16 protein-coding genes, 1 pseudogene and 1 riboswitch are annotated in these 20,120 nt (G+C 71.9%); of the genes and pseudogenes, 7 read left to right on the top strand and 10 right to left on the bottom strand.

The features are described 5' to 3' along the window. Positions 1–85: 85 nt before the first annotated feature. The 4 genes and pseudogenes from lysX to HNP84_RS49420 form a co-directional block, all read right to left on the bottom strand. Positions 86–1,618: pseudogene (gene lysX, locus HNP84_RS49405) on the bottom strand (bifunctional lysylphosphatidylglycerol synthetase/lysine--tRNA ligase LysX); the annotation flags it as partial. Between the two features lie 34 nt (positions 1,619–1,652). Next, positions 1,653–2,435, bottom strand: a complete 783-nt coding sequence (locus tag HNP84_RS49410) for a type III pantothenate kinase (RefSeq protein ID WP_185057106.1) — start codon at positions 2,433–2,435, stop codon at positions 1,653–1,655. Continuing rightward, positions 2,435–4,966: an L-aspartate oxidase gene (locus HNP84_RS49415; protein ID WP_185057107.1), complete on the bottom strand. Its 2,532-nt coding sequence runs from the start codon at positions 4,964–4,966 to the stop codon at positions 2,435–2,437. The genes HNP84_RS49410 and HNP84_RS49415 overlap by 1 nt, the downstream gene beginning before the upstream one ends. 280 nt (positions 4,967–5,246) lie before the next feature. Next, positions 5,247–6,188: an AraC family transcriptional regulator gene (locus tag HNP84_RS49420; RefSeq protein WP_185057108.1), complete on the bottom strand. Its 942-nt coding sequence runs from the start codon at positions 6,186–6,188 to the stop codon at positions 5,247–5,249. Positions 6,189–6,289: 101 nt separating this feature from the next. Between HNP84_RS49420 and HNP84_RS49425 the strand changes: the two genes are divergently transcribed. Continuing rightward, positions 6,290–7,231 (top strand): MBL fold metallo-hydrolase, encoded by a 942-nt coding sequence (locus tag HNP84_RS49425; protein WP_185057109.1) that lies wholly within the window; start codon positions 6,290–6,292, stop codon positions 7,229–7,231. A gap of 39 nt (positions 7,232–7,270) precedes the next feature. Beyond that, a complete protein-coding gene (locus HNP84_RS49430; protein ID WP_221337723.1) occupies positions 7,271–8,767 on the top strand; it encodes an MFS transporter in 1,497 nt (498 codons plus the stop codon). 19 nt (positions 8,768–8,786) lie between these two features. Here HNP84_RS49430 and panD read toward each other — a convergent pair whose 3' ends face one another. From panD to HNP84_RS49450, 4 genes are all read right to left on the bottom strand, one after another. Continuing rightward, a complete protein-coding gene (panD, locus tag HNP84_RS49435; protein ID WP_185057110.1) occupies positions 8,787–9,206 on the bottom strand; it encodes an aspartate 1-decarboxylase in 420 nt (139 codons plus the stop codon). Positions 9,207–9,264: 58 nt separating this feature from the next. Further along, the gene (gene panC, locus HNP84_RS49440; RefSeq protein ID WP_185057111.1) at positions 9,265–10,107 is read right to left on the bottom strand and encodes a pantoate--beta-alanine ligase; all 843 of its coding nucleotides are present in this window, start codon (positions 10,105–10,107) and stop codon (positions 9,265–9,267) included. After that, positions 10,098–10,988 (bottom strand): Rossmann-like and DUF2520 domain-containing protein, encoded by an 891-nt coding sequence (locus HNP84_RS49445; protein WP_185057112.1) that lies wholly within the window; start codon positions 10,986–10,988, stop codon positions 10,098–10,100. Before HNP84_RS49445 ends, panC begins: the two co-directional genes overlap by 10 nt. Positions 10,989–11,747: 759 nt before the next feature. Beyond that, the gene (locus HNP84_RS49450; protein WP_185057113.1) at positions 11,748–11,975 is read right to left on the bottom strand and encodes a chaplin family protein; all 228 of its coding nucleotides are present in this window, start codon (positions 11,973–11,975) and stop codon (positions 11,748–11,750) included. A 253-nt stretch (positions 11,976–12,228) separates the two neighbouring features. On the opposite strand from HNP84_RS49450, the gene HNP84_RS49455 reads away from it, so the two are divergent. The 3 genes from HNP84_RS49455 to HNP84_RS49465 all read left to right on the top strand — a co-directional run bounded on the left by HNP84_RS49455 (position 12,229) and on the right by HNP84_RS49465 (position 15,008). Then, entirely contained in the window at positions 12,229–13,206 is a 978-nt protein-coding gene (locus tag HNP84_RS49455; protein WP_312927422.1) for an SAM-dependent methyltransferase, read from the top strand. 69 nt (positions 13,207–13,275) lie between these two features. Beyond that, complete coding sequence (locus HNP84_RS49460) at positions 13,276–13,758, top strand: cation:proton antiporter regulatory subunit (RefSeq protein WP_185057115.1); 483 nt, start codon at positions 13,276–13,278, stop codon at positions 13,756–13,758. An 8-nt stretch (positions 13,759–13,766) separates the two neighbouring features. Next, a complete protein-coding gene (locus HNP84_RS49465; protein WP_185057116.1) occupies positions 13,767–15,008 on the top strand; it encodes a cation:proton antiporter in 1,242 nt (413 codons plus the stop codon). Here the strand turns inward: HNP84_RS49465 and HNP84_RS49470 are convergent. Then, on the bottom strand, positions 15,005–16,204 hold the full coding sequence (locus HNP84_RS49470; protein ID WP_185057117.1) for a cytochrome P450: 1,200 nt from the start codon (positions 16,202–16,204) through the stop codon (positions 15,005–15,007). The two genes, HNP84_RS49465 and HNP84_RS49470, sit on opposite strands and share 4 nt — an antisense overlap. 4 nt (positions 16,205–16,208) lie before the next feature. After that, a complete protein-coding gene (locus tag HNP84_RS49475; protein ID WP_185057118.1) occupies positions 16,209–16,979 on the bottom strand; it encodes a TerC family protein in 771 nt (256 codons plus the stop codon). A gap of 287 nt (positions 16,980–17,266) precedes the next feature. After that, a riboswitch (SAM riboswitch) is annotated at positions 17,267–17,381 on the top strand. Between the two features lie 52 nt (positions 17,382–17,433). On the opposite strand from HNP84_RS49475, the gene HNP84_RS49480 reads away from it, so the two are divergent. Both HNP84_RS49480 and HNP84_RS49485 read left to right on the top strand, forming a co-directional pair. Then, positions 17,434–18,882: an aminotransferase class V-fold PLP-dependent enzyme gene (locus tag HNP84_RS49480; protein WP_246519617.1), complete on the top strand. Its 1,449-nt coding sequence runs from the start codon at positions 17,434–17,436 to the stop codon at positions 18,880–18,882. Positions 18,883–18,949: 67 nt separating this feature from the next. Beyond that, positions 18,950–20,119: an NADH-quinone oxidoreductase subunit D gene (locus tag HNP84_RS49485; RefSeq protein WP_185057119.1), complete on the top strand. Its 1,170-nt coding sequence runs from the start codon at positions 18,950–18,952 to the stop codon at positions 20,117–20,119. Position 20,120 lies beyond the last annotated feature (1 nt).

Consider the following 20,120-nt stretch of genomic DNA (forward strand, 5'->3'; position numbering starts at 1 on the left):
GGCGACCGACCCCGGAATCGCGACTTTCTTCTCCGGCATTTCGCCGCGCCGCGTCCCGGCACGGGACGCGGCGCGGCCACCGCGATCAGGAAACCGGCTTGACCAGCGGGAACAGAATGGTCTCGCGGATGTTCTTACCGGTGAAGGCCATGATCATGCGGTCGATGCCCACACCCACGCCCCCGGTCGGCGGCATGGCGTACTCCAGCGCGGTGAGGAAGTCCTCATCGAGCTGCATGGCCTCGGGGTCGCCGCCGGCGGCGAGCAGCGACTGCTCGGTGAGCCTGCGGCGCTGCTCGATCGGGTCGACCAGCTCGGAGTAGGCCGTGCCCAGCTCGGTGCCGAACCCGATGAGGTCCCACTTCTCGGTGAGCAGCGGGTTCTCGCGGTGCTGGCGGGTGAGCGGGGAGGTCTCCAGCGGGTAGTCCATCACGAACGTCGGCTGGACCAGGGTGTGCTCGACCAGCTCCTCGAAGATCTCCTGAACCAGCTTGCCCTGGCCCCACTTCGGGTCCCAGGAGATCTCACGCTTGTCGGCGTAGCGGCGGACCTGGTCGAGCGGGGTCTCGGGGGTGACCTCCTCGCCCAGGGCCTCGGACACCAGGCCGTACAGCGGCAGCCGCGGCCAGCTCTCCACGCCCAGGTCGATCTCCTGGCCCTTGTGCACCACCACGGTGGTGCCGAGCGCGGCCACCACCGCCTTCTGGTACATGCGCTGGGTCAGGTCGGCCATGTCGTTGTAGTCGAGGTAGGTGCCGTACGCCTCCAGCATGGTGAACTCCGGGTTGTGCGTGGAGTCGGCGCCCTCGTTGCGGAAGTTGCGGTTGATCTCGAAGACCTTGTCGATGCCGCCCACGACGAGCCGCTTGAGGTACAGCTCGATCGCGATCCGCAGGTAGAGCTCCATGTTGTAGGCGTTGATGTGGGTCTTGAACGGCCGGGCCGCCGCGCCGCCGTGGATCGGCTGCAGCATCGGCGTCTCGACCTCCAGGTACCCCTCCTCGTACCAGAAGTCGCGTACGGCGCGCACGGTCTCGCTGCGCAGCCGCGCCATGCGCCGCGCCTCGTCGTTGATGATCAGATCGACGTAGCGCTGACGCACCCGCGCCTCGGGGTCGGTCAGCCCGGCGTGCTTCTCGGGCAGCGGGCGCAGGCACTTGGAGGTGATCTGCCAGGAGTCGGCCATCACCGACAGCTCGCCGCGCCGCGAGGTGATCACCTCGCCCTCGACGCCGACGTGGTCGCCCAGGTCGACATCGCGCTTCCAGGCCGCCAGACGCTCCTCGCCGACCTTGTCCAGCGAGAGCATCACCTGGATGTCACCGGTGCCGTCGCGCAGGGTGGCGAAGCAGAGCTTGCCGCCGATCCGCGAGAGCATCACCCGCCCGGCGATGGCCACCCGCTCGCCGGTCGCGACGTCCGCTTCGAGGCCCTGGTGTTTGTCGCGGACCGCGGCGATGGTCGCGGTGCGCGGGAAGTTCACCGGGTAGGGATCGACGCCCTCGGCGCGAAGGCGGTCGAGCTTCTCCCGGCGCACACGCATCTGCTCCGGGACGTCCTCGGTCGGAGTCGTCAGGTCATCGGTCACCCGTAGAGTGTATTGCGTCGTGCCCGTGGCGACCGTCGCGCCGAACGCGGCCCGGCGGGCCGGCTCAGCCGGCGTTGCGGTTGTAGATCAGGCGCAGGCCGATCAGGGTCAGCCAGGGCTCGTGGACGTCCACCGAGCGGGCCTCGGCGGCGACCAGCGGGGCGTGGGTGCCGGTCGCCACCACGGTGACGTCGTCGGGATCGTCGGCCAGCTCGGCGGCCATGCGCTCCACGATGCCGTCCACCTGTCCGGCGAAGCCGTAGATGATGCCGCTCTGCAGGGCCTCGACCGTGTTCTTGGCGATCACCGAGCGGGGCCGGATCAGCTCCACCTTGTGCAACTGGGCGCCGGCGTTGGCCAGGGCATCGACCGAGATGCCGATGCCCGGGGCCGTGACCGCGCCGACGTACTCGCCCTTGGCGGAGACGGCGTCGAAGGAGATCGCGGTGCCGAAGTCGACGATCACGCACGGGCCGCCGAACAGGTGGATGGCCGCGAGCGCGTTCACGATGCGGTCGCTGCCGACCTCCTTGGGGTTGTCCATGCGCACCGGCACGCCGGTGCGCACGCCGGGCTCGACCACGACCGCGGGGACGTCGCCGTAGTAGCGGCGGCACATCTCGCGCATCTCGTTCAGCACCGACGGCACCGTCGAGCAGATGGCGATGCCGCTGATGTCGGCGTTCTTCAGCAACGGCGACTGCGCGAGCAGACCCTGCAGCACGACGGCGATCTCGTCGGCGGTGCGCCGGGCATCGGTGGCGATCCGCCAGTGCTCGATGACCTCATCGCCCTCGAACAGGCCGAGCACCGTGTGGGTGTTGCCGACGTCGATCGTGAGCAGCATCAAGTCCCCCGCAGATCCAGTGCGATGTCCAGTGCCGGCGCCGAGTGCGTTAGCGCTCCCACCGCAAGGTAGTCGACCCCGGTCGCGGCCACGTCACGGGCCGACTCCAGGCGCAGGCCACCGCTCGCCTCAAGGCGTGCCCTGCCGTCCACCATTCTCACCGCCCTCGCCATCTCCTCCACCGAGAAGTTGTCCAGCAGGATCTCCTCGGCGCCCTCGGCGAGCACCGGCTCGATCTGGTCGATGCGATCGACCTCAACCTCGATGGGCAGCCCGGGGAACGCCTGCCGCACGGCGCGGAACGCCGCCGCGACGCCACCGGCCGCCACCACGTGATTGTCCTTGATCAGAGCCGCATCCGACAGGGACATACGGTGATTAACTCCGCCGCCGCACCGGACGGCGTACTTTTCCAGCGCGCGCAGGCCCGGAAGGGTCTTGCGGCTGTCGCGGACGCGGGCGTTGGTGCCCTCCACTGCCTCGACCCAGCGGGCGGTGGCGGTGGCGATGCCGGACAGGTGGGTGAGCAGGTTCAGGGCCGTACGCTCGGCGGTGAGCAGGTCGCGGGCCGGGCCGGAGACGGTCATCAGCACGTCGCCCCGCGCCACCCGCTCGCCGTCCTTGACCCGGCGCGCGGCCGTGAGCCGGCCCTCCGACGCGTACGCGAACAGGCCCTCCGCGACCGCGAGCCCGGCCACCACCCCGTCGGCCCGCGCCACGACGTCGGCCACGGCCTCCCGGCCCTCGGGGATCGTGGCCAGGCTGGTCACGTCGCCCGCCTCCCAGACGTCCTCTGCCAGTGCCCGCGCGTACACCCCGACGACGTCGGCCGGGTCGAGACCGGCCTGGGTCAGCTCGTGCTCGACCTGCGGCGGCAGGGTGGTGCGGCGCTCTCCGTGCGGGCGGTACGTCATGGTCAGTCCCTCCTGTGACAGTGTGGCGTCGAGGTGGGCCAGCCACCTCGTGTCGTCGGCCTCGGGGTGGTCCTCGCGCCAGTGGGAGCCGCGGGTCTCCTCGCGCCGGGCAGCCGCGGCGACCAGCACCGTCGCCACGGTGAGCAGGTTGGTCGTCTCCCACGACTCGGTGCACGGCTCGACGGCGACCGGGGTCCAGCGGGCGTCCACCAGGGCGCGGGCCACCTCGCGCAGGCTCTCGCCGCTGCGCAGCACGCCCGCGCCGCGGCTCATCCAGCCCTGGATGCGGGGGCGGGCCCGCGGATCGACCAGCCCGGTGGGGCCGTCGGGCCGGACCGGCTCCCCGGGCGCGTGCTCGCTGCCGAGGATGTCGGCGGCGATCCGCTCGGCGAACACCAGCCCTTCGAGCAGCGAGTTGGACGCCAGCCGGTTGGCGCCGTGCACGCCGGTGCAGGCGACCTCGCCGCAGGCGTACAGGCCGGGCACGGTGGTACGCCCCCGCAGGTCGGTACGCACCCCGCCGCTCGCGTAGTGCGCGGCGGGCGCGACCGGGATGGGCTCGCGCGCCGGGTCGATGCCGTGCTCCCGGCAGACGGCGTAGATCGTGGGGAACCGGGTGCGCCACTTCTCCTCGCCGAAGTGCCGCCCGTCGAGGTAGACGTGCTCGGCGCCGGTCTCGCGCATCCGGCGGGTGATCGCCTTGGCCACGACGTCGCGGGGGGCGAGGTCGGCCAGTTCGTGCACGCCGCGCATGAACCGCTCGCCGGCGGCGTCGATCAGGACCGCGCCCTCGCCGCGTACGGCCTCGCTGATCAGCGGCTGCTGCCCGGTCGCGCCTCCGCCCAGCCACAGCACGGTGGGGTGGAACTGCACGAACTCCAGGTCGCGCACCTCGGCCCCGGCGCGCAGCGCGAGCGCGACCCCGTCGCCGGTGGACACGACCGGGTTGGTGGTGGAGGAGTAGATCTGGCCCATGCCGCCGGTGGCCAGCACGACCGCGTTGGCCCGCACCGCGCCCACGCCGTCGCGCGCGCCCTCGCCCATGACGTGCAGGGTGATGCCGGCGGCGCGGCCCTCGGCGTCCTTGAGCAGGTCCAGCACCAGCGCGTGCTCGATGATCTCGATGTGCGAGCGGCGCGCTGCCTCGACGAGCGCCCGCTGCACCTCGGCCCCGGTCGCGTCGCCCCCGGCGTGCACGATCCGGTTGCGCCGGTGCCCGCCCTCGCGGGTGAGCTGGAGCTCCCCTTCCGCGTCACGGTCGAAGCGCGCCCCGTGCGCCATCAGCCGGCGCAGCGCGCCCGGCCCCTCGGTGACCAGCGCCCGCACGGCGGGCACGTCGCACAGCCCCACCCCCGCGACCAGGGTGTCGCTCAGGTGCTCGGCGGCCGAGTCGCCCGGGTCCAGGACGGCGGCGATCCCGCCCTGGGCCCACTGGGTGGACCCCGCCGACAGGACGTCCTTGGTGACCACGAGCACCTTGGCCGCCGGAGCCAGCTCGGCGTACCGGAGAGCGGCGGTCAGCCCGGCGATGCCGGACCCGACGACCACCACATCGGCCCGCACGGCCCATCCGGGCGGCGGCGCGGTCAGACGCGAGGGGATGGTTGGGGCGCCCACAGGCCACCTCCCTGCCCGGAGGGGATCACCGGGCTAGATTTCGCCAATAAACGTCAACATGACGATAACCCCTCCCCAAACCCTCCCATTCCCGACCCCCCACCTAAAAGTCGGCGTGTGCCGTCTCGACTGCCTCCGGGCACGCCCGGGTCTTCTCGTACTCGGCGAGTGCCGGTAGACGCCGGCGACGGACGGGTCGTGTCCCTGCGCCTGCCGGTGGAACCGATCAGGGCGGGCTGGATCCGTCGGATGGCCTGCGGGGGCGGTGAGTTCTGCCGCGTCACGCCCCGGCCGCGGCGGAAGCGGTTCGCCCCGTGGCCTGCGCTCGATACCGCCCCGGTGTGGTGCCGAACTCCCTCTCGAAGGCGTGGGAGAGCGCGTACGGGCTGCCGTAGCCGACTCGGCCGGCGATGGTGGCCAGGGTTTCCTTGGTGTCGCGGAGCAGGGTGGCGGCAAGGATCACGCGCCACCAGGTGAGGTACGCCATCGGGGGACGGCCGACCAGGGAGGTGAACCGGCGCACCAGGGTGGCACGGGAGACGCCCGCCTCCGCGGCCAGACGATCGTTGCTCCACTGCGCGGCCGGATTCGAGTGCAGCGCCCGCAGGGCGGCGGCCGTCACCGGGTCGCCCAGTGCGCCGGGCCAGGACCCGCTGGTGGTCTCGCTCATCCATGCGCGGATCATGTAGACGAGGAGGAGGTCGAGCAGATTCGGGAGCGCCACGCAGGAGCCGGGCCGCACCTCGTCCAGCTCACCGGCGAGCAGGTCGATCGCGGAGCGGAGTTCGAGGTTGCCGCCTACTCGGCCGGGAAGGTGGACGACCTCGGGCAGCTCCGCCATCAGCGGGTGCATGCGGCTGCAGTCGAGCCAGTACTTGCCGCAGAGGATCTCCGTCCCGTCGCGGTCGGGCCGGGCTCCCGGCCCGGTCTCCGCGAGCCACTGCTCGAACGGCACCGACTTCTGCGCCGCGACCGCCGCATCGACGGAGGAATCGGCGATCACATGGCCGGTGCCATGAGGCAGCAGCACCGCGTCACCCACGCCGAGGGATACCAGGGCGCCGGAGTCGGTCCGTAGCCGGCAGGTGCCCTTCAGGACGACGTAGAAGCCCGCGCCGTCGTACGGGTCCAGCCGCGCGCACCAGCTCCCGCTCGTCCGCACCCGGTGGAACCACGGGTGCCCGAGGTGCACGGCGGAGATCGCGTCACTCACCACATCCATCGAGCCACACTATCTCCCGCAGCAAGCGTGAGACGGATTCGTATCTTATTGAGCTGAACACGCATTGAGAGGCTCGTTCGATCTTTCTTAGGGTCGAGCACATGACGAACGAGAACGAGCGTGCGCAGAGCATGGTGCTGGGGGATGTCGAGGTCATCCGGGTCGTCGAGTGGCACGAACCGTTCCTGCCCACCTCCGTCATGTTCCCGGGAGCCGGTGCCGATGTGTGGCAGGACAACGAGGACTGGCTGGCGCCGGATCACTGGGAGCCGGACGGCGACCTGGCGGTGCTCGCTCTGCAGAGCTGGGTGCTGCGCAGCGGTGGGCGGACCGTCCTGGTCGACACCGGCGCGGGCAACGGGCGCGAACGACCGGGCATGGGGCCGTTCCACCACTCTCGAAGTGATCTCCTCGGCCTCCTGGCGAGGGCCGGTGTTCGCCCGCAGGATGTGGATGTCGTCGTCAACACCCACCTCCACGTCGATCACGTCGGCTGGAACACCGTCGATGCGGACGGGCAGTGGGTACCGGCGTTCCCCAACGCCCAGTACCTCATTCCGGCCGCCGACGACTTCCATTACGGTCCGGACAACGCGTACGGGAATGGTGCGCATGAGGTGGACCGCCTGATCTACGAGGACAGCATCGCGCCCATCCACCAGGCCGGGCAGGCCGTGCTGTGGGACGGCCTCCACCGCATCGACGAACACCTCACCCTGGAGTCCGCGCCCGGCCACACTCCCGGCTCGTCCGTGCTGCGCCTCGCATCCGGGAGCGACCGGGCGGTCTTCGTCGGAGATCTGCTGCACAGCCCGGTGCAGGTTCTCGACCCCTGCTGCAACAGCAACGCCTGCCTGGACCCAGGACAAGCGGTGGCCAGCCGCCTGCGGATTCTCGGGCGGGCGGCCGATGAACGGGAGCTGCTCGTCCCCGCGCACTTCGGTGGTCCGGGCGTCGTGGAGGTCCGACGGGACGGGGATGGGTTCGCCCTCGGCCGGTGGGCGACAGCCGGCGCGAAGCAGAGTGCGTCCGCATTCGAGTGAGCCTCCCACCCCGCCCTCCCGGCCTGGAGGCCGTCCCTCATGACGCACACATCGACCGACCGGCCCGCAGCCAGAGCGAGCGGAGCCCTCGTCCCGGTGCTCGCCTTCATGGGCATCGTGGTCTCGGTGATGCAGATCCTGCTCGTCCCGGTGATCAAAGAACTGCCGCGACTGCTGGGCACCGAGCCGGACGACGCGACCTGGGTCATCACCTCGACCCTGCTCTCCGGCGCCGTCGCCACGCCGATCATGGGCCGCCTCGGCGACCTCCACGGCAAGCGCCGCATGCTGATCCTCAGCCTCGCGCTAATGGTCGCCGGCGCGCTCGTCAGCGCCGTCACCAGCGACCTGCTCACGATGATCGCAGGCCGAACCCTCCAGGGCTTCGCGATGAGCGCGATACCCCTCGGCATCGGCCTGATGCGCGACATACTCCCCCGCGAGAAGCTCGGCTCGGCGATGGCCCTGATGAGCTCCTCCATGGGCGTCGGCGGCAGCCTCGCCCTGCCCGCCGCGGCCCTGGTCGCCCAGCACACCGACTGGCACGCCCTCTTCTACGGCGCCGCCGGCCTCGGCGTCCTCTGCATCGCCCTCACCCTCCTCGTCGTCCCCGAGTCCCCGGTCCGCGCGCAGGGCACCTTCGACGTCCTCGGCGCGATCGGGCTGTCCGCCGGTCTCGTCCTCTTCCTGCTACCGGTCACCAAGGGCGGCGATTGGGGCTGGACCTCCGGCACCACCCTCGGACTGTTCGCCGCGGCGGCGGTCGTGCTCGTCCTGTGGGGCGTGATGGAAGTGCGTCTCAAGGCACCCTTGGTGGACCTGCGCACCACGACCCGCCCCGCGGTGCTCTTCACCAACCTCGCCTCGATCATGGTCGGCGCCTCGTTCCTGGTCGTCTCGCTGGTCCTCCCCCAACTGCTCCAACTGCCGAAGGGCACCGGCTACGGCCTCGGCCAGTCAATGGTGGTCGCGGGCCTGTGCATGGCGCCACTCGGCCTGACCATGATGCTCACGGCCCCCGTCCACGCCCGGCTGTCCGCGAAGCACGGCCCCAAGGTCACCCTGATCCTCGGCATGGTGATCATCGCGATCGGCTACGGCGCCGGCCTCGGCCTGATGAGCGCCCCCTGGCAGAGCCTCGTCATCACGTCGATCCTGGGCGTGGGCATCGGCCTCGCCTACTCCTCACTGCCTGCCCTGATCGTCGGCGCGGTCCCCGCCTCGGAGACGGGCTCGGCCAACGGTCTCAACACGTTGATGCGCTCGATCGGCTCCTCGGTCTCCAGCGCCGTCATCGGCATGGTCCTCGCCGGGACCGCGCACCATGTGAACGGCGTCACCGTCCCGACCGTGCACGGCTTCCGCGTTTCCTTCCTGATCGCGACGGGCGCGATGGCGATAGGCCTGTTCACAGCCCTCTGCCTGCCCCGGGCCCGCCCGCCAGGCCGGCCGCGGCACCGCGTCGGCGGCGAGGAGGACGCCAAACCGGAGCCGACCGAAAAGGTCCCCTGCGGGGCTTCCGCGGCCGGGTCCTGAACGCCGCCGACGGGGGAGGTCAGGCTGTGAGGGCGCCGTCTCCGCGGTGGGTGTCGCTGCCGGGGACGGGCTCGGCCGGGTCGGCGCCCAGTGCGATCACGCGGTTGGCGGAGTCCACGTGCACCACTCGGGGGCGGAAGGAGCGGGCCTCGGCGTCGTCCATCTGGCCGTACGCGATGATGATGACCAGGTCGCCGGGGTGGACGAGGTGGGCGGCGGCGCCGTTGACGCCGATCACGCCGCTGCCGCGCGGCCCGGTGATGGCGTACGTGACGAGGCGGGCGCCGTTGTCGATGTCCACGACGTGGACCTGCTCGCCGGGGAGGATGCCGGCGGCGTCCATGAGGTCTTCGTCGATGGTCAGCGAGCCCACGTAGTGCAGGTCGGCCTGGGTCACCGTGGCACGGTGGATCTTGCCCGTGAGCATGGTCCTGAGCATGTGTCACCTTTCGCCGGTCGCGCCGCCGGGGGGCGTGCACGCCGAATGTCGCCGAGGGTCACGTCAAGGTTAGGACCATGTTGTCGATGAGCCGGGTGCTGCCCACCCTGGCCGCGACCGCGAGCACGGCCTCGCCCACGTGGTCGTCGCCGACCTCGGCGAACGTGGCGGGGTCGGCCAGCACCAGGTAGTCCAGGGCGAGCGCGGGGGCCGCGGCGTCGAGCACCTCGCGGGCGGCGCGCCGGATGTCGGCGGGCGCGCGGTGCCGGGCGCCCTCGCGCAGCGCGCGCGACAGGGCGAGCGCGACCACGCGGTCCTCGGCCGACAGGTAGCGGTTGCGGCTGGACAGCGCCAGCCCGTCGGGCTCGCGGACGGTGGGGCCGGCGACGATCTCGACCGGGACGTCGAGGTCGAGCACCATGCGGCGGATCAGGGCGAGCTGCTGGGCGTCCTTCTGGCCGAAGACCGCGACGTCGGGGCGTACCAGGTTGAACAGCTTGAGCACCACGGTGAGCACGCCGTCGAAGTGGCCGGGCCGGAACGCGCCCTCCACGATGGCGCCCATCTCGCCGGCGGAGACCGACACCTGGCGGTCTGGCCGGTACATCACCTCATCGGAGGGAGCGAAGACGATGCCGACGCCTTCGGCCGCGCACACCTCCAGGTCGGCGTCAAATGTCCGCGGATAACGCGAAAAATCCTCATTCGGGGAGAACTGCAGGGGGTTCACGAAGATGCTGACCGCCACGTGGTCCGCCCGCTCCCGCGCCAGCCGGATCAGCGAGCGGTGCCCCTCGTGCAGCGCCCCCATCGTGGGCACCAGTGCCAGCCTCCCGGCCCCGCCCAGGGCCGTACGGGCCTCCTGGAGCCCGGCCCGGTCGTGCGCGACCACTACGTCCATATGTTGCCTCCCAGGGCGTCCAGCAGGCGTTCGGCGGCCTCCGGCTTGAGCAGGCCGGCGGCCAGGGCACGGTCGGCGGTCAGGCGGGCCAGCGCGATGTAGGCGTCGGCCGCCTCGGGCGCGGCGAGGATGAGGGCGTCCACGTGCTTGCGCACGGTGCCGGCGTCGCCGCGTACGACCGGGCCGGTGAGGCCGGCGATGCCGAGCCGCAGCACGTTGTCCAGGGCCGCGCCGAGCAGCGGGCCGAGCATGCGGCCCGGGTGCTCCACGCCGATGCGCTCCAGCAGCTCGGAGGACTCGGCGACCAGCGTGACCATGTGGTTGGCCGCCCCGGCGAGCGCGGCGTGGTAGAGCGCGCGGTCGGACTCGGCGATCCACACCGGCTCGCCGCCCATCTCGATCACCAGGGCCTCGGCGACCGGGCGCAGCGGGTCGGGCGCGGTCACGCCGAACGAGCAGCCGGACAGGCGGCGCAGGTCGTCCTCGCGGCCGGTGAAGGTCATCACCGGGTGCAGCGCGAGCGGCAGCGCGCCCGCGTGGGCCGCCGGGTCGAGCACGCTCAGCCCGTACGCCCCGCTGGTGTGGGCGAGCAGCTTGCCCTTCAGGTCCACGCCGGTCGCGGCGAGCCCGGAGACCAGGCCCGGCAGCACGTCGTCGGGGACGGTGAGGAGCACGAGCTGCGCCTCGCGTACCACGTCCTCCGGCGACACCGGCGTGACGCCGAGCCGGTCGGCCGCCCTGCGCTGGGAGTCGTCGGAGACACCGCTGGCGGCCACCACCCGGTGGCCCGCGCCCGCGAGCGCCGCGCCCAGCACCGACCCGACGCGTCCCGCGCCGAGCACCCCCACGGCCAGCCGTGCCGGACGATCACTAGCGTCCATGTCGTCCCGTCCTGTTCGACACGCCGGGCGCCCCCACCTCCCGGCGCCCCGCTTCGGTGCCCAGGGTAACGGGAGCGGTTCGGCGCCAACGCGCGGCACGCTCTCCACGGACCTCGCCCGGCCTCCTGGGCCGTGGTTTCCGGTTTCTTGCCCAACCCTGTACCCGGCCAGCGATAACGACATAAGGGATAAGGGCAGACATACGGTACGCCCCTTGAACCGGGGTGGCCCATATACATCCGTACGAGCAGAAGGAGGCCGACTCGCAGAGCGAAGACAACGCAGTTGCGGAGAACCTCTTTCAGCCGGCCACCGTGCTCGCTCTCCGGGAACACCACGCATGAGGAAGCGGGCGTTCATGGCCTCGGGTGGAACTGGTTCAAGCAGCGGGCGCCGAGCCCCGTGTGGGGGCCCGGCGCCCGTTCTCGCGTCTTCCGGCCTCGCCGGCCGCGGGTCTGAATCCCTTTACCCCTCTCCAGGGGCGGGAGCGCGCCGTGCGTCGGATGGGCCTTGCGCGGCCGGCCATCCGCCGACTGACCGGCCACGGACGACAGCGAGTCCGTCACCGAGCGGCTTCCGCCCCGAGCCGCGGCGCGAAGCCGGAGACGCGGGTCCACTGGCCCGCGGACCGGGTGCGCGCGAGAGGTGCGGCGAGTCCGCGGACACTGGTTCAGTGGTGGCTCAGTTCAGTGGTGGCTCAGTTCACCGGTGGCCTGGTGATGGCCCCGGTGACGGCCCCAGTGGTGGCCTGGTGGTGGCTCAGTGGTGGGCCGCCACGGCGCCGCCCTTGCAGCCCGCGATGGCGCCGCCGATCACCGCGACCGCGTTGCCGCAGACGTTGATCGGGGCGACGATCGGGACGACCACCTGGTTGCCGGACAGGACCCCGCCGATTCCGCTGGTGACGATGTCGGCGTGGGCGGCGGCGGGGGCGGCCAGGCCGACGATGCCTGCGACGGCGAAGGTGACGCCGAGCTTCTTGAGCACGAGGGTTCCTTTCGTTCCTGGGGCGCACGCGGGGGCGCGTCGCCGCACATGCTTTCGGTGCGCAGCCGAAGGCTCGATCCCTCCGGCACGCCGTGCCACCGGAAGCCCGGGCCTTCCGGCACGCCAGGCAACGTTAGCGCAAAGAGACGACAGTGTGTAGCTATATGATGACCGTACGTGTCATCGTTGCGCCATGACCATCTGGCTCAACGGTGAAGGCCCCGCGGACGCCGGGGATATAGCGTCAACAGGCGTGTGGCCAACCTGGCGCGCCGCCATGGAGCGGGCTCTTTACGGCGAGGGCGGGTTCTACCTCCGCGAGCGGCCCTCACGCCATTTCCGCACGTCCGTCAGCGCCTCGCCGATCTTCGCCGAGGCGGTGCTGACGATATTGGCCGACGTGGACGCCAGGCTCGGCCGGCCGTCCCGGATCGATCTGGTGGACGTCGGCGCGGGCGAGGGCACGCTGGTGCGCCACGTGCTCGACCTCGCGCCCCCGTCGCTGGCGGCGCGGCTGGCGATCACGGCCGTGGACCTCGCCGACCGGCCGCCCGGCCTGCCCGAGGCGATCACCTGGGCCGCGGCGCCGCCCGGCTCGATCACCGGCCTGGTGATCGCCAACGAGTGGCTGGACAACGTGCCGCTCGACTTCGCCGAGCAGACGGCCGACGGGCCCCGCCTGGTGCTGGTCGATCCGGCGACCGGCGAGGAACGCCTCGGCCCGCCGCCCGAGCCCGCCGACGCCGAGTGGCTGGAGCGCTGGTGGCCGCTGCCCGCGGTGGGCCTGCGGGCCGAGATCGGCCGATCGCGGGACGAGGCGTGGGCGGGGGTGGTGACCCGGATCGTCCGGGGCCGGGCGATAGCGATTGATTATGCACACCCTGTGGATAACCGCCCGCTCTGTGGCACTCTCACCGGCTACCGCGACGGGTCGGTCGTACCGCCCATTCCCGATGGAACCTGCGATATCACCGCGCACGTCGCGCTCGACGCGTGCGCGGCGGCGGCCGAGCGGGCCCGCGGGTTTTCCACAGCCTCGACCACGCTGACCACCCAGCGCGAGGCGCTGCGCGCGCTCGGGATGACCGGCGCCCGCCCCCTGCTGGCGCTGGCGCACACCGACCCGCGCACGTACCTGCGGGCCCTGGCGCGCTCCTCCCAGGAGGCCGAGCTGATCGATCCGGGCGGCCTGGGGAGCTTCGGCTGGCTGTCGCAGGACATCGAGCTGTGAAAACGCCACGGTAGGACCACGCGATAGCCTGGATTGCGTAAGAGGCAGTTCAGAGAGAGTGGCTTACCCGTGGACATCGAGCAGACGGCGCTGCCCGGTATAGGGCTGAAACACGAGTTCACCACCCGGTCGGGCAGGCGCATCGGGATCGTCAGCCACCGCACCGGACGCCGTGATCTGGTGATCTACGACCCCTCCGACCCCGACCGGGTCTGCGACGCCGTCCAGCTCAACGACGAGGAGGCCGACGCCCTGGTCGAGCTGCTGGGCGCGCCCCGCATCGTGCAGCGGCTCAACGAGCTGCACGCGCAGGTGGCCGGCCTGGTCAGCCTCCAGCTTCCGATCACGGCCGGCTCGCCGTACGCGGGCCGGCCCATGGGCGACGCGCGCGTGCGCACCCGTACGGGCGCCTCGATCGTCGCCGTGGTGCGCGGGGGCCAGGTGATCGCCAGCCCCACGCCCGACTTCGTCCTGGCCCCCGGCGACGTCGTGGTCGTCGTCGGCGGCGAGGAGAGCACGTCCGCCGTGGCCGAGATCCTGGCCGACGGATAGGGCGCGCATTGCACGAGACGGCGATACTGTTCCTGGAACTCGGCGGTGTGGTCCTCGGCCTCGGCGTGCTCGGCGCGCTGGCGCTGCGGGCCGGCATCTCCCCCATCCCCCTCTACCTGATAGCCGGGCTCGCCTTCGGGCAGGGCGGCCTGCTGCCGCTGGCCACCAGCGAGGAGTTCATCTCGGTCGGCGCCGAGCTGGGCGTGATCCTGCTGCTGCTCACGCTGGGCCTGGAGTACAACGCGGACGAGCTGGTCGGCAGCCTGCGCGGCAACGCGCGCGCCGGCATCGTGGACCTGGTGCTCAACGCGGCGCCCGGGGCCGCCTGCGCGCTGATGCTGGGCTGGGGCCCGGTGGCGGCGGTGGCCATGGCCGGCGTCACGTACGCGACCTCCTCCGGCATCACCGCGAAGGTGCTGTCGGACCTCGGCTGGATCGGCAACCGCGAGACCCCGGTGGTGCTCTCGCTGCTGGTCTTCGAGGACCTGACCATGGCCCTCTACCTGCCCATCCTCACCGCCCTGCTGGCCGGGCTGAGCCTGCTCAGCGGTGCCCTGACGGTGGCCATCGCGCTGGCCACGGTCACCGTGGTGCTGGTGGTCGCGCTGCGCTTCGGCAAGTACATCGAGGCGTTCGTGGCCAGCCCCAACTCCGAGGTCCTGCTGCTGAAGGTGATCGGCCTGGCCATGCTGGTGGCCGGGGCCGCCCAGCAGCTCCAGGTCTCGGCCGCGGTGGGCGCGTTCCTGGTCGGCATCGCGCTGTCCGGCGAGCTGGCCGAGGACGCCCGTGCCCTGCTCACCCCGATCCGCGACCTGTTCGCCGCGGTCTTCTTCGTCTTCTTCGGCCTGCAGACCGACCCCGGCGCGATCCCGCCGGTCGCCGGCCTGGCCGTGCTGCTCGCCGTGGTCAGCATGGCCACCAAGCTGCTCACCGGCATCTACGCCGCCAAGCGCGCGGGCATCGGCCGCGCGGGCCGCACCCGGGCCGGCATCGCGCTGATCCCCCGCGGCGAGTTCAACATCGTCATCGCCGGACTGGCCGTGGGCGCCGGTGCCCACCCCGACCTCGGCCCGCTGGCCGCCACGTACGTCCTCATCCTCGCGGCCTTCGGCCCGCTGGCCGCCCGGGTGGCCTCCAGCCCGCCGTTCAGCCGCCTCGGCGAGGTCCTGCGGGGCGCCTTCGCCGGGCTGCGCCGCCGCCCGGACGTCACGGCCGCCCAGCCGGAGCCCGAGGCGTCCAAGGACGGCTAGACGGTCACCTGGAGCGCGCTGAGCCCCCGGATCACGTAGCCGGGCTTCCACGTGGGAGCCTCGGCCAGGGTGAGCCCGGGGGCCGCGCGAAGGAGCGCGGCGAAGGACTCGGCCAGCTCGATCCGGGCGAGCGGGGCGCCCAGGCAGAAGTGGATGCCGGCGCCGAAGGAGATGTGCGGGTTGTCGCGGCGGCCGACGTCGAGGCGGGCGGGGGCGTCGAAGACCGCCTCGTCGCGATTGGCCGAGCCGAACAGCAGGGCGACCTCCACGCCCCGGGGGATCTCCACGCCGTGGACCGTGATGGGCTCCAGGACCCAGCGCTCGAACATCTGCAGCGGGGTGTCGTAGCGCATCAGCTCCTCCACCGCCGTCGGCAGCAGCGAGAGGTCGGCGCGCAGCCGGGCCAGCTCGTCCGGGTTGCGGAACAGGGACCACCAGCCGTTGCCGGTCACGTTGACCGTGGCCTCGTGGCCCGCGTTCAGCAGCAGGACGCAGGTGCCGATCAGCTCGTCCTCGGTGAGCCGGTCGCCCTCGTCCACCACCTGGGCGAGGGCGCTGATCAGGTCGTCACCGGGCGCCTCGCGGCGGGCGCGGGACAGCTCGCGCAGGTAGGCGGAGAACTCCTCCGCCGCCCGTACGGCCGTGTGCTGGGCCTCCAGCGACGGGTTCAGCTCGTACATGCCGCAGATGTCCGCCGACCAGGGGCGCAGGAGGTGCCGGTCGGCCTCGGGGATGCCCAGCATCTCGGCGATCACGAGCACCGGAAGGGGCTCGGCGACCTCGGCGATGAGGTCGCCGCCGCCCCGTTCCACCAGGCCCTCGGCCAGTTCCGTGGCGACCTTCCTGATCCGGGGGCGCAGCGACTCGACCATGCGCGGCGTGAACGCCTTGGACACCAGACGCCGCAGCCGCGTGTGCACCGGCGGCTCGACGTCCAGCATCCCGGCCCTGATCACCCGCCAGAACGGCGCCTGGAACTCCGGCTCCGGCTCCCGGCCGAACTCCTCGTGGGTGGCCACGTGCAGGTAGGAGCGGCCGAGCCTGCGGTCACGGAGCAGGGCGTTGACGTCCGCGTGGCGGGCGACCAGCCACTGCCCCGTGGGCTCGAAGAAGGTCACCGGGGAGGTGGCGCGCAGCTCCGCGTACACGTCGTACGGGTGCGCCACGAAATCCGGATTCCAGGGATCGAATCGCACTATGTCATGCTACGGGGTCGTTCTTTGCCTCCTCCTGGTAGCGGCCGTGCAGGGCCACCGCGTCCTGCTTGCCGGCGCGGCTGCGGGCGCGGATGTTGAGCAGTTCCACCACGACCGAGAACGCCATCGCGAAGTAGATGTAGCCCTTGGGGATGTGCTGGTCGAAGCCCTCGGCCATGAGCATCACGCCGATCAGCACCAGGAACGCCAGCGCCAGCATCTTGATGCTCGGGTGGCTGTCCACGAACCGGCTGATCGGGCCGGAGGCGAACAGCATCACCGCGACCGCGACGACGACGGCGGCGATCATCACGCCGATCTCGTCCACCATGCCGACCGCCGTGATCACCGAGTCGAGCGAGAACACGATGTCGAGCACCATGATCTGGATGATCACCGCGGTGAACGAGGCGGCCACCTTGCCGCCCGCGTGGCCCGACTTGCCCTCCAGGCTGTCGCCGATCTCGAAGGTGCTCTTGCCGAGCAGGAACAGCCCGCCCAGGATCAGGATCAGGTCGCGTCCGGATATCTCCTGCCCGAACACTTCGAACAGGGGCTCGGTGAGCCGAACCACCCACGACAGCGCGAAAAGCAGCACCAGCCGACTGACCAGCGCGGCGGCGAGGCCGAGCACCCGGGCCCGGTCGCGCTGTTCGGGGGGCAGCTTCCCGGCCAGGATCGAAATGAAGATGATGTTGTCGATCCCTAGGACGATCTCCAGCGCCACCAGCGTGAGGAATCCGATCCATATCTGCGGATCGGCCAGCCACTCCATCGGGTCATACCTCCGGCCCGTTGTCTGCGGTCTGTGTACCTTCCGCGACCGCCCTGCTCCCATGGGTGTCGCCCGGCGCCGATACGCGATCCGGGGGATCGGCGCGACTCTCGCCGATCTCCCGGAGCCCCGGATCTCGGCCCGGCTCCCTCCCTGGGCAGGCGGGATGGGGTCGAAGAAGGTTCACTTTGCGGGTTCTTTCAGCGCCCAACGCCTTCGCCTGAAGAAAAGTTCGCCGGTTACCGATTTGCGATCGACGCGGGGGGCCGGGTTATAGTGCTGGCCAAGGTCATGAGCGCCAGCGCCAAGCCCCGGCTCGCTGGCCGGCAACCCTCGCGTCCGCGGCGGGGTGCCCCGGGTGAGGACCTGGTCCGGCGCGACCGCGCCGGGCAAGCGCGGGCTCGTGCCTCATCGCCATGGCGTGGGTCCGACGACCCACGAAGGAGGCCAGGCGATGTCCGTTCTCAGCATTCTCGCCCCGGCGCACGAGGCCCGGCACGAGGCTCGGCCCGAGGCCCGGCCTGAGGTCCAGCCCCAGGTTCGGGCCGGCGCTCAGCCCCAGGCTCCGGCCGGGGCCCAGGCCGAGGTCCCGGAGGCTCCGACCGGCGCCCAGGCCGCAGCTCGATCCGGGGCTCGATCCGGGGCTCAGCCCGGGGCTCGGCCCGGGGTTCCGGCCGGTGGTCGCGCGCTGCCGGCGGTGCTCGGCGCCGACCTTGAGGTCCCGGTGCGCGGGGGCCGGCTGGTGCCGTACGCGAACTTCGACTACGCGGCCAGCGCGCCCTGTCTGGCCGCGGCGCAGGAGGCCGTGGCGGCGGCGCTGCCGGCCTACTCCAGCGTGCACCGCGGGGCCGGCTACGCCTCCCAGCTCACCACCGCCCGTTACGAGCAGGCCCGGCACACCGTACGCGCGTTCGCCGGCGCCCGTCCGGGCGACGCGGTGGTGTTCACCCGCAACACCACCGACGCCACCAACCTGCTGGCCCGCTGCCTGCCCGAGGGCACGACCGTGGTGGTGTTCGACACCGAGCACCACGCCTCGCTGCTGCCCTGGCCCCGCGCCGTGCGCCTGGCGCCGCCCGCCTTCCCCGGCGAGGCCGTACGCGCCGCCGACGACGCCCTCGCCGGGATCGAGGGGCCCGCGCTGCTCGTGGTCACCGCGGCGTCCAACGTCACCGGCGAGCTGTGGCCGATCGCCGCGCTCGCGCACATCGCGCACCGCCACGGCGCGCGCATCCTGGTGGACGCCGCCCAGCTCGCCCCGCACCGCGGGCTCAACCTCGCCGCGCTCGACCTGGACTACGTGGCGTTCTCCGGGCACAAGCTGTACGCCCCCTTCGGCGCGGGCGCGCTGATCGGACGGCCCGACTGGCTGGCGGCGGCCGAGCCGTACCTGCGCGGCGGCGGCGCCTCCCGCGACGTGGCCGAGGCCGACGCCCCGCAGTGGAGCGAGGACCCCGAGCAGCGGCACGAGGCGGGCACGCCCAACGTGCTGGGCGCCATCGCGCTGGCTGCCGCGTGCGAGGCCCTGTCGGCCACCGGGTGGACCCCGCTGGTACGCCGTGAGGAGCGGCTGCTCGCCCGGCTGCGCGCCGGGCTGGCGAGCGTGCCGGGCCTGCGCGAGCTGTCGCTGTGGGGGCCGGACCACCCACGGGTGGGCATCGTGTCGTTCACGCTGGCCGGGTGGACGGCCCGCGAGGTGGCCGAAGCCCTGTCCGCGGAGTACGGCATCGGGGTGCGCGACGGCCGGTTCTGCGCCCACCCGTTCGTCCGCCACCTGCTGGGCGACGGCGACTGCGCGTCCGGCACCGGCGGAGCCGTACGGGCGTCCATCGGCCTGGGCACCACCGAGGAGCACGTGGACCGCCTGACCGCCGCGCTGCGCGAGCTCGCCGGGCGGCGCTGACGGGGGGCTGACAGCGGGCGCGACGGGGAGCATTGCCACCTGCCCGCGACGTGGCAGCATGAGGCATATGAGCACCGAGCAGGAGCGGGGCACCACCGAGCGGATCGTGGGCATGGGGGCCGGCGCGAAGGAGCTGGCCACCGAGGACATGGTCCTCAACATCGGCCCGCAGCACCCGTCCACCCACGGCGTGCTGCGGCTGCGGCTCACGCTCGACGGCGAGCGGATCAGCTCCGCCGAGCCGATCGTGGGCTACATGCACCGCGGCGCCGAGAAGCTGTTCGAGGTGCGCGACTACCGGCAGATCATCGTGCTGGCCAACCGGCACGACTGGCTGTCGGCGTTCGCCAACGAGCTGGGCGTGGTGATCGCGGTCGAACGCCTGCTGGGCATGGAGGTGCCGGTGCGCGCGGTGTGGGCGCGCACCCTGCTGGCCGAGCTGAACCGGGTGCTCAACCACCTGATGTTCCTCGGCTCCTACCCGCTGGAGCTGGGGGCGATGACCCCGATCTTCTACTCCTTCAGCGAGCGCGAGCGGCTCCAGGCGGTGATGGAGGAGATCTCCGGCGGCCGGATGCACTACATGTTCAACCGGGTGGGCGGGCTGAAGGAGGAGCTGCCGCTGGGCTGGCTCGACCGCGCGAGCCAGGCCGTCGCCGGAGTGCGGGCCCGGCTGCCGCAGATCGAGGACCTGATGTTCGGCAACGACATCTTCCTGGCCCGCACCCGCGGCGTGGGCGTGCTCGACCACGAGACGATCATGCAGTACGGCGTGAGCGGCCCCATCGCCCGCGCGTCCGGCGTGGACATGGACCTGCGCCGCGACGAGCCGTACCTCGCCTACGGCGAACTGCCGGTCAAGGTCGTCACCCGTACGGCCGGCGACTGCCTGGCCCGGTTCGAGGTGCTGATGGGCCAGGTCAAGGTCTCCCTCGACCTCGCCGACGCGTGCATCGAGCGGCTGCGCGGGCTGCCGCAGGGCCCGATCAACCAGCGCCTGCCCAAGGTGCTGAAGGTGCCCGAGGGCCACACCTACGCCTGGACCGAGAACCCGCTCGGCATCAACGGCTACTACCTCGTCTCACGCGGCGAGAAGACCCCGTGGCGGCTCAAGCTGCGCTCGGCGTCGTACAACAACATCCAGGTGCTGCGCGAGATCCTGCCCGGCCACCTCGTCGCCGACATGATCGCGATCCTGGGCTCGATGTTCTTCGTGGTGGGCGACATCGACAAGTGAT

Source organism: Thermocatellispora tengchongensis, from assembly GCF_014202315.1.
Taxonomy (GTDB): domain Bacteria; phylum Actinomycetota; class Actinomycetes; order Streptosporangiales; family Streptosporangiaceae; genus Thermocatellispora; species Thermocatellispora tengchongensis.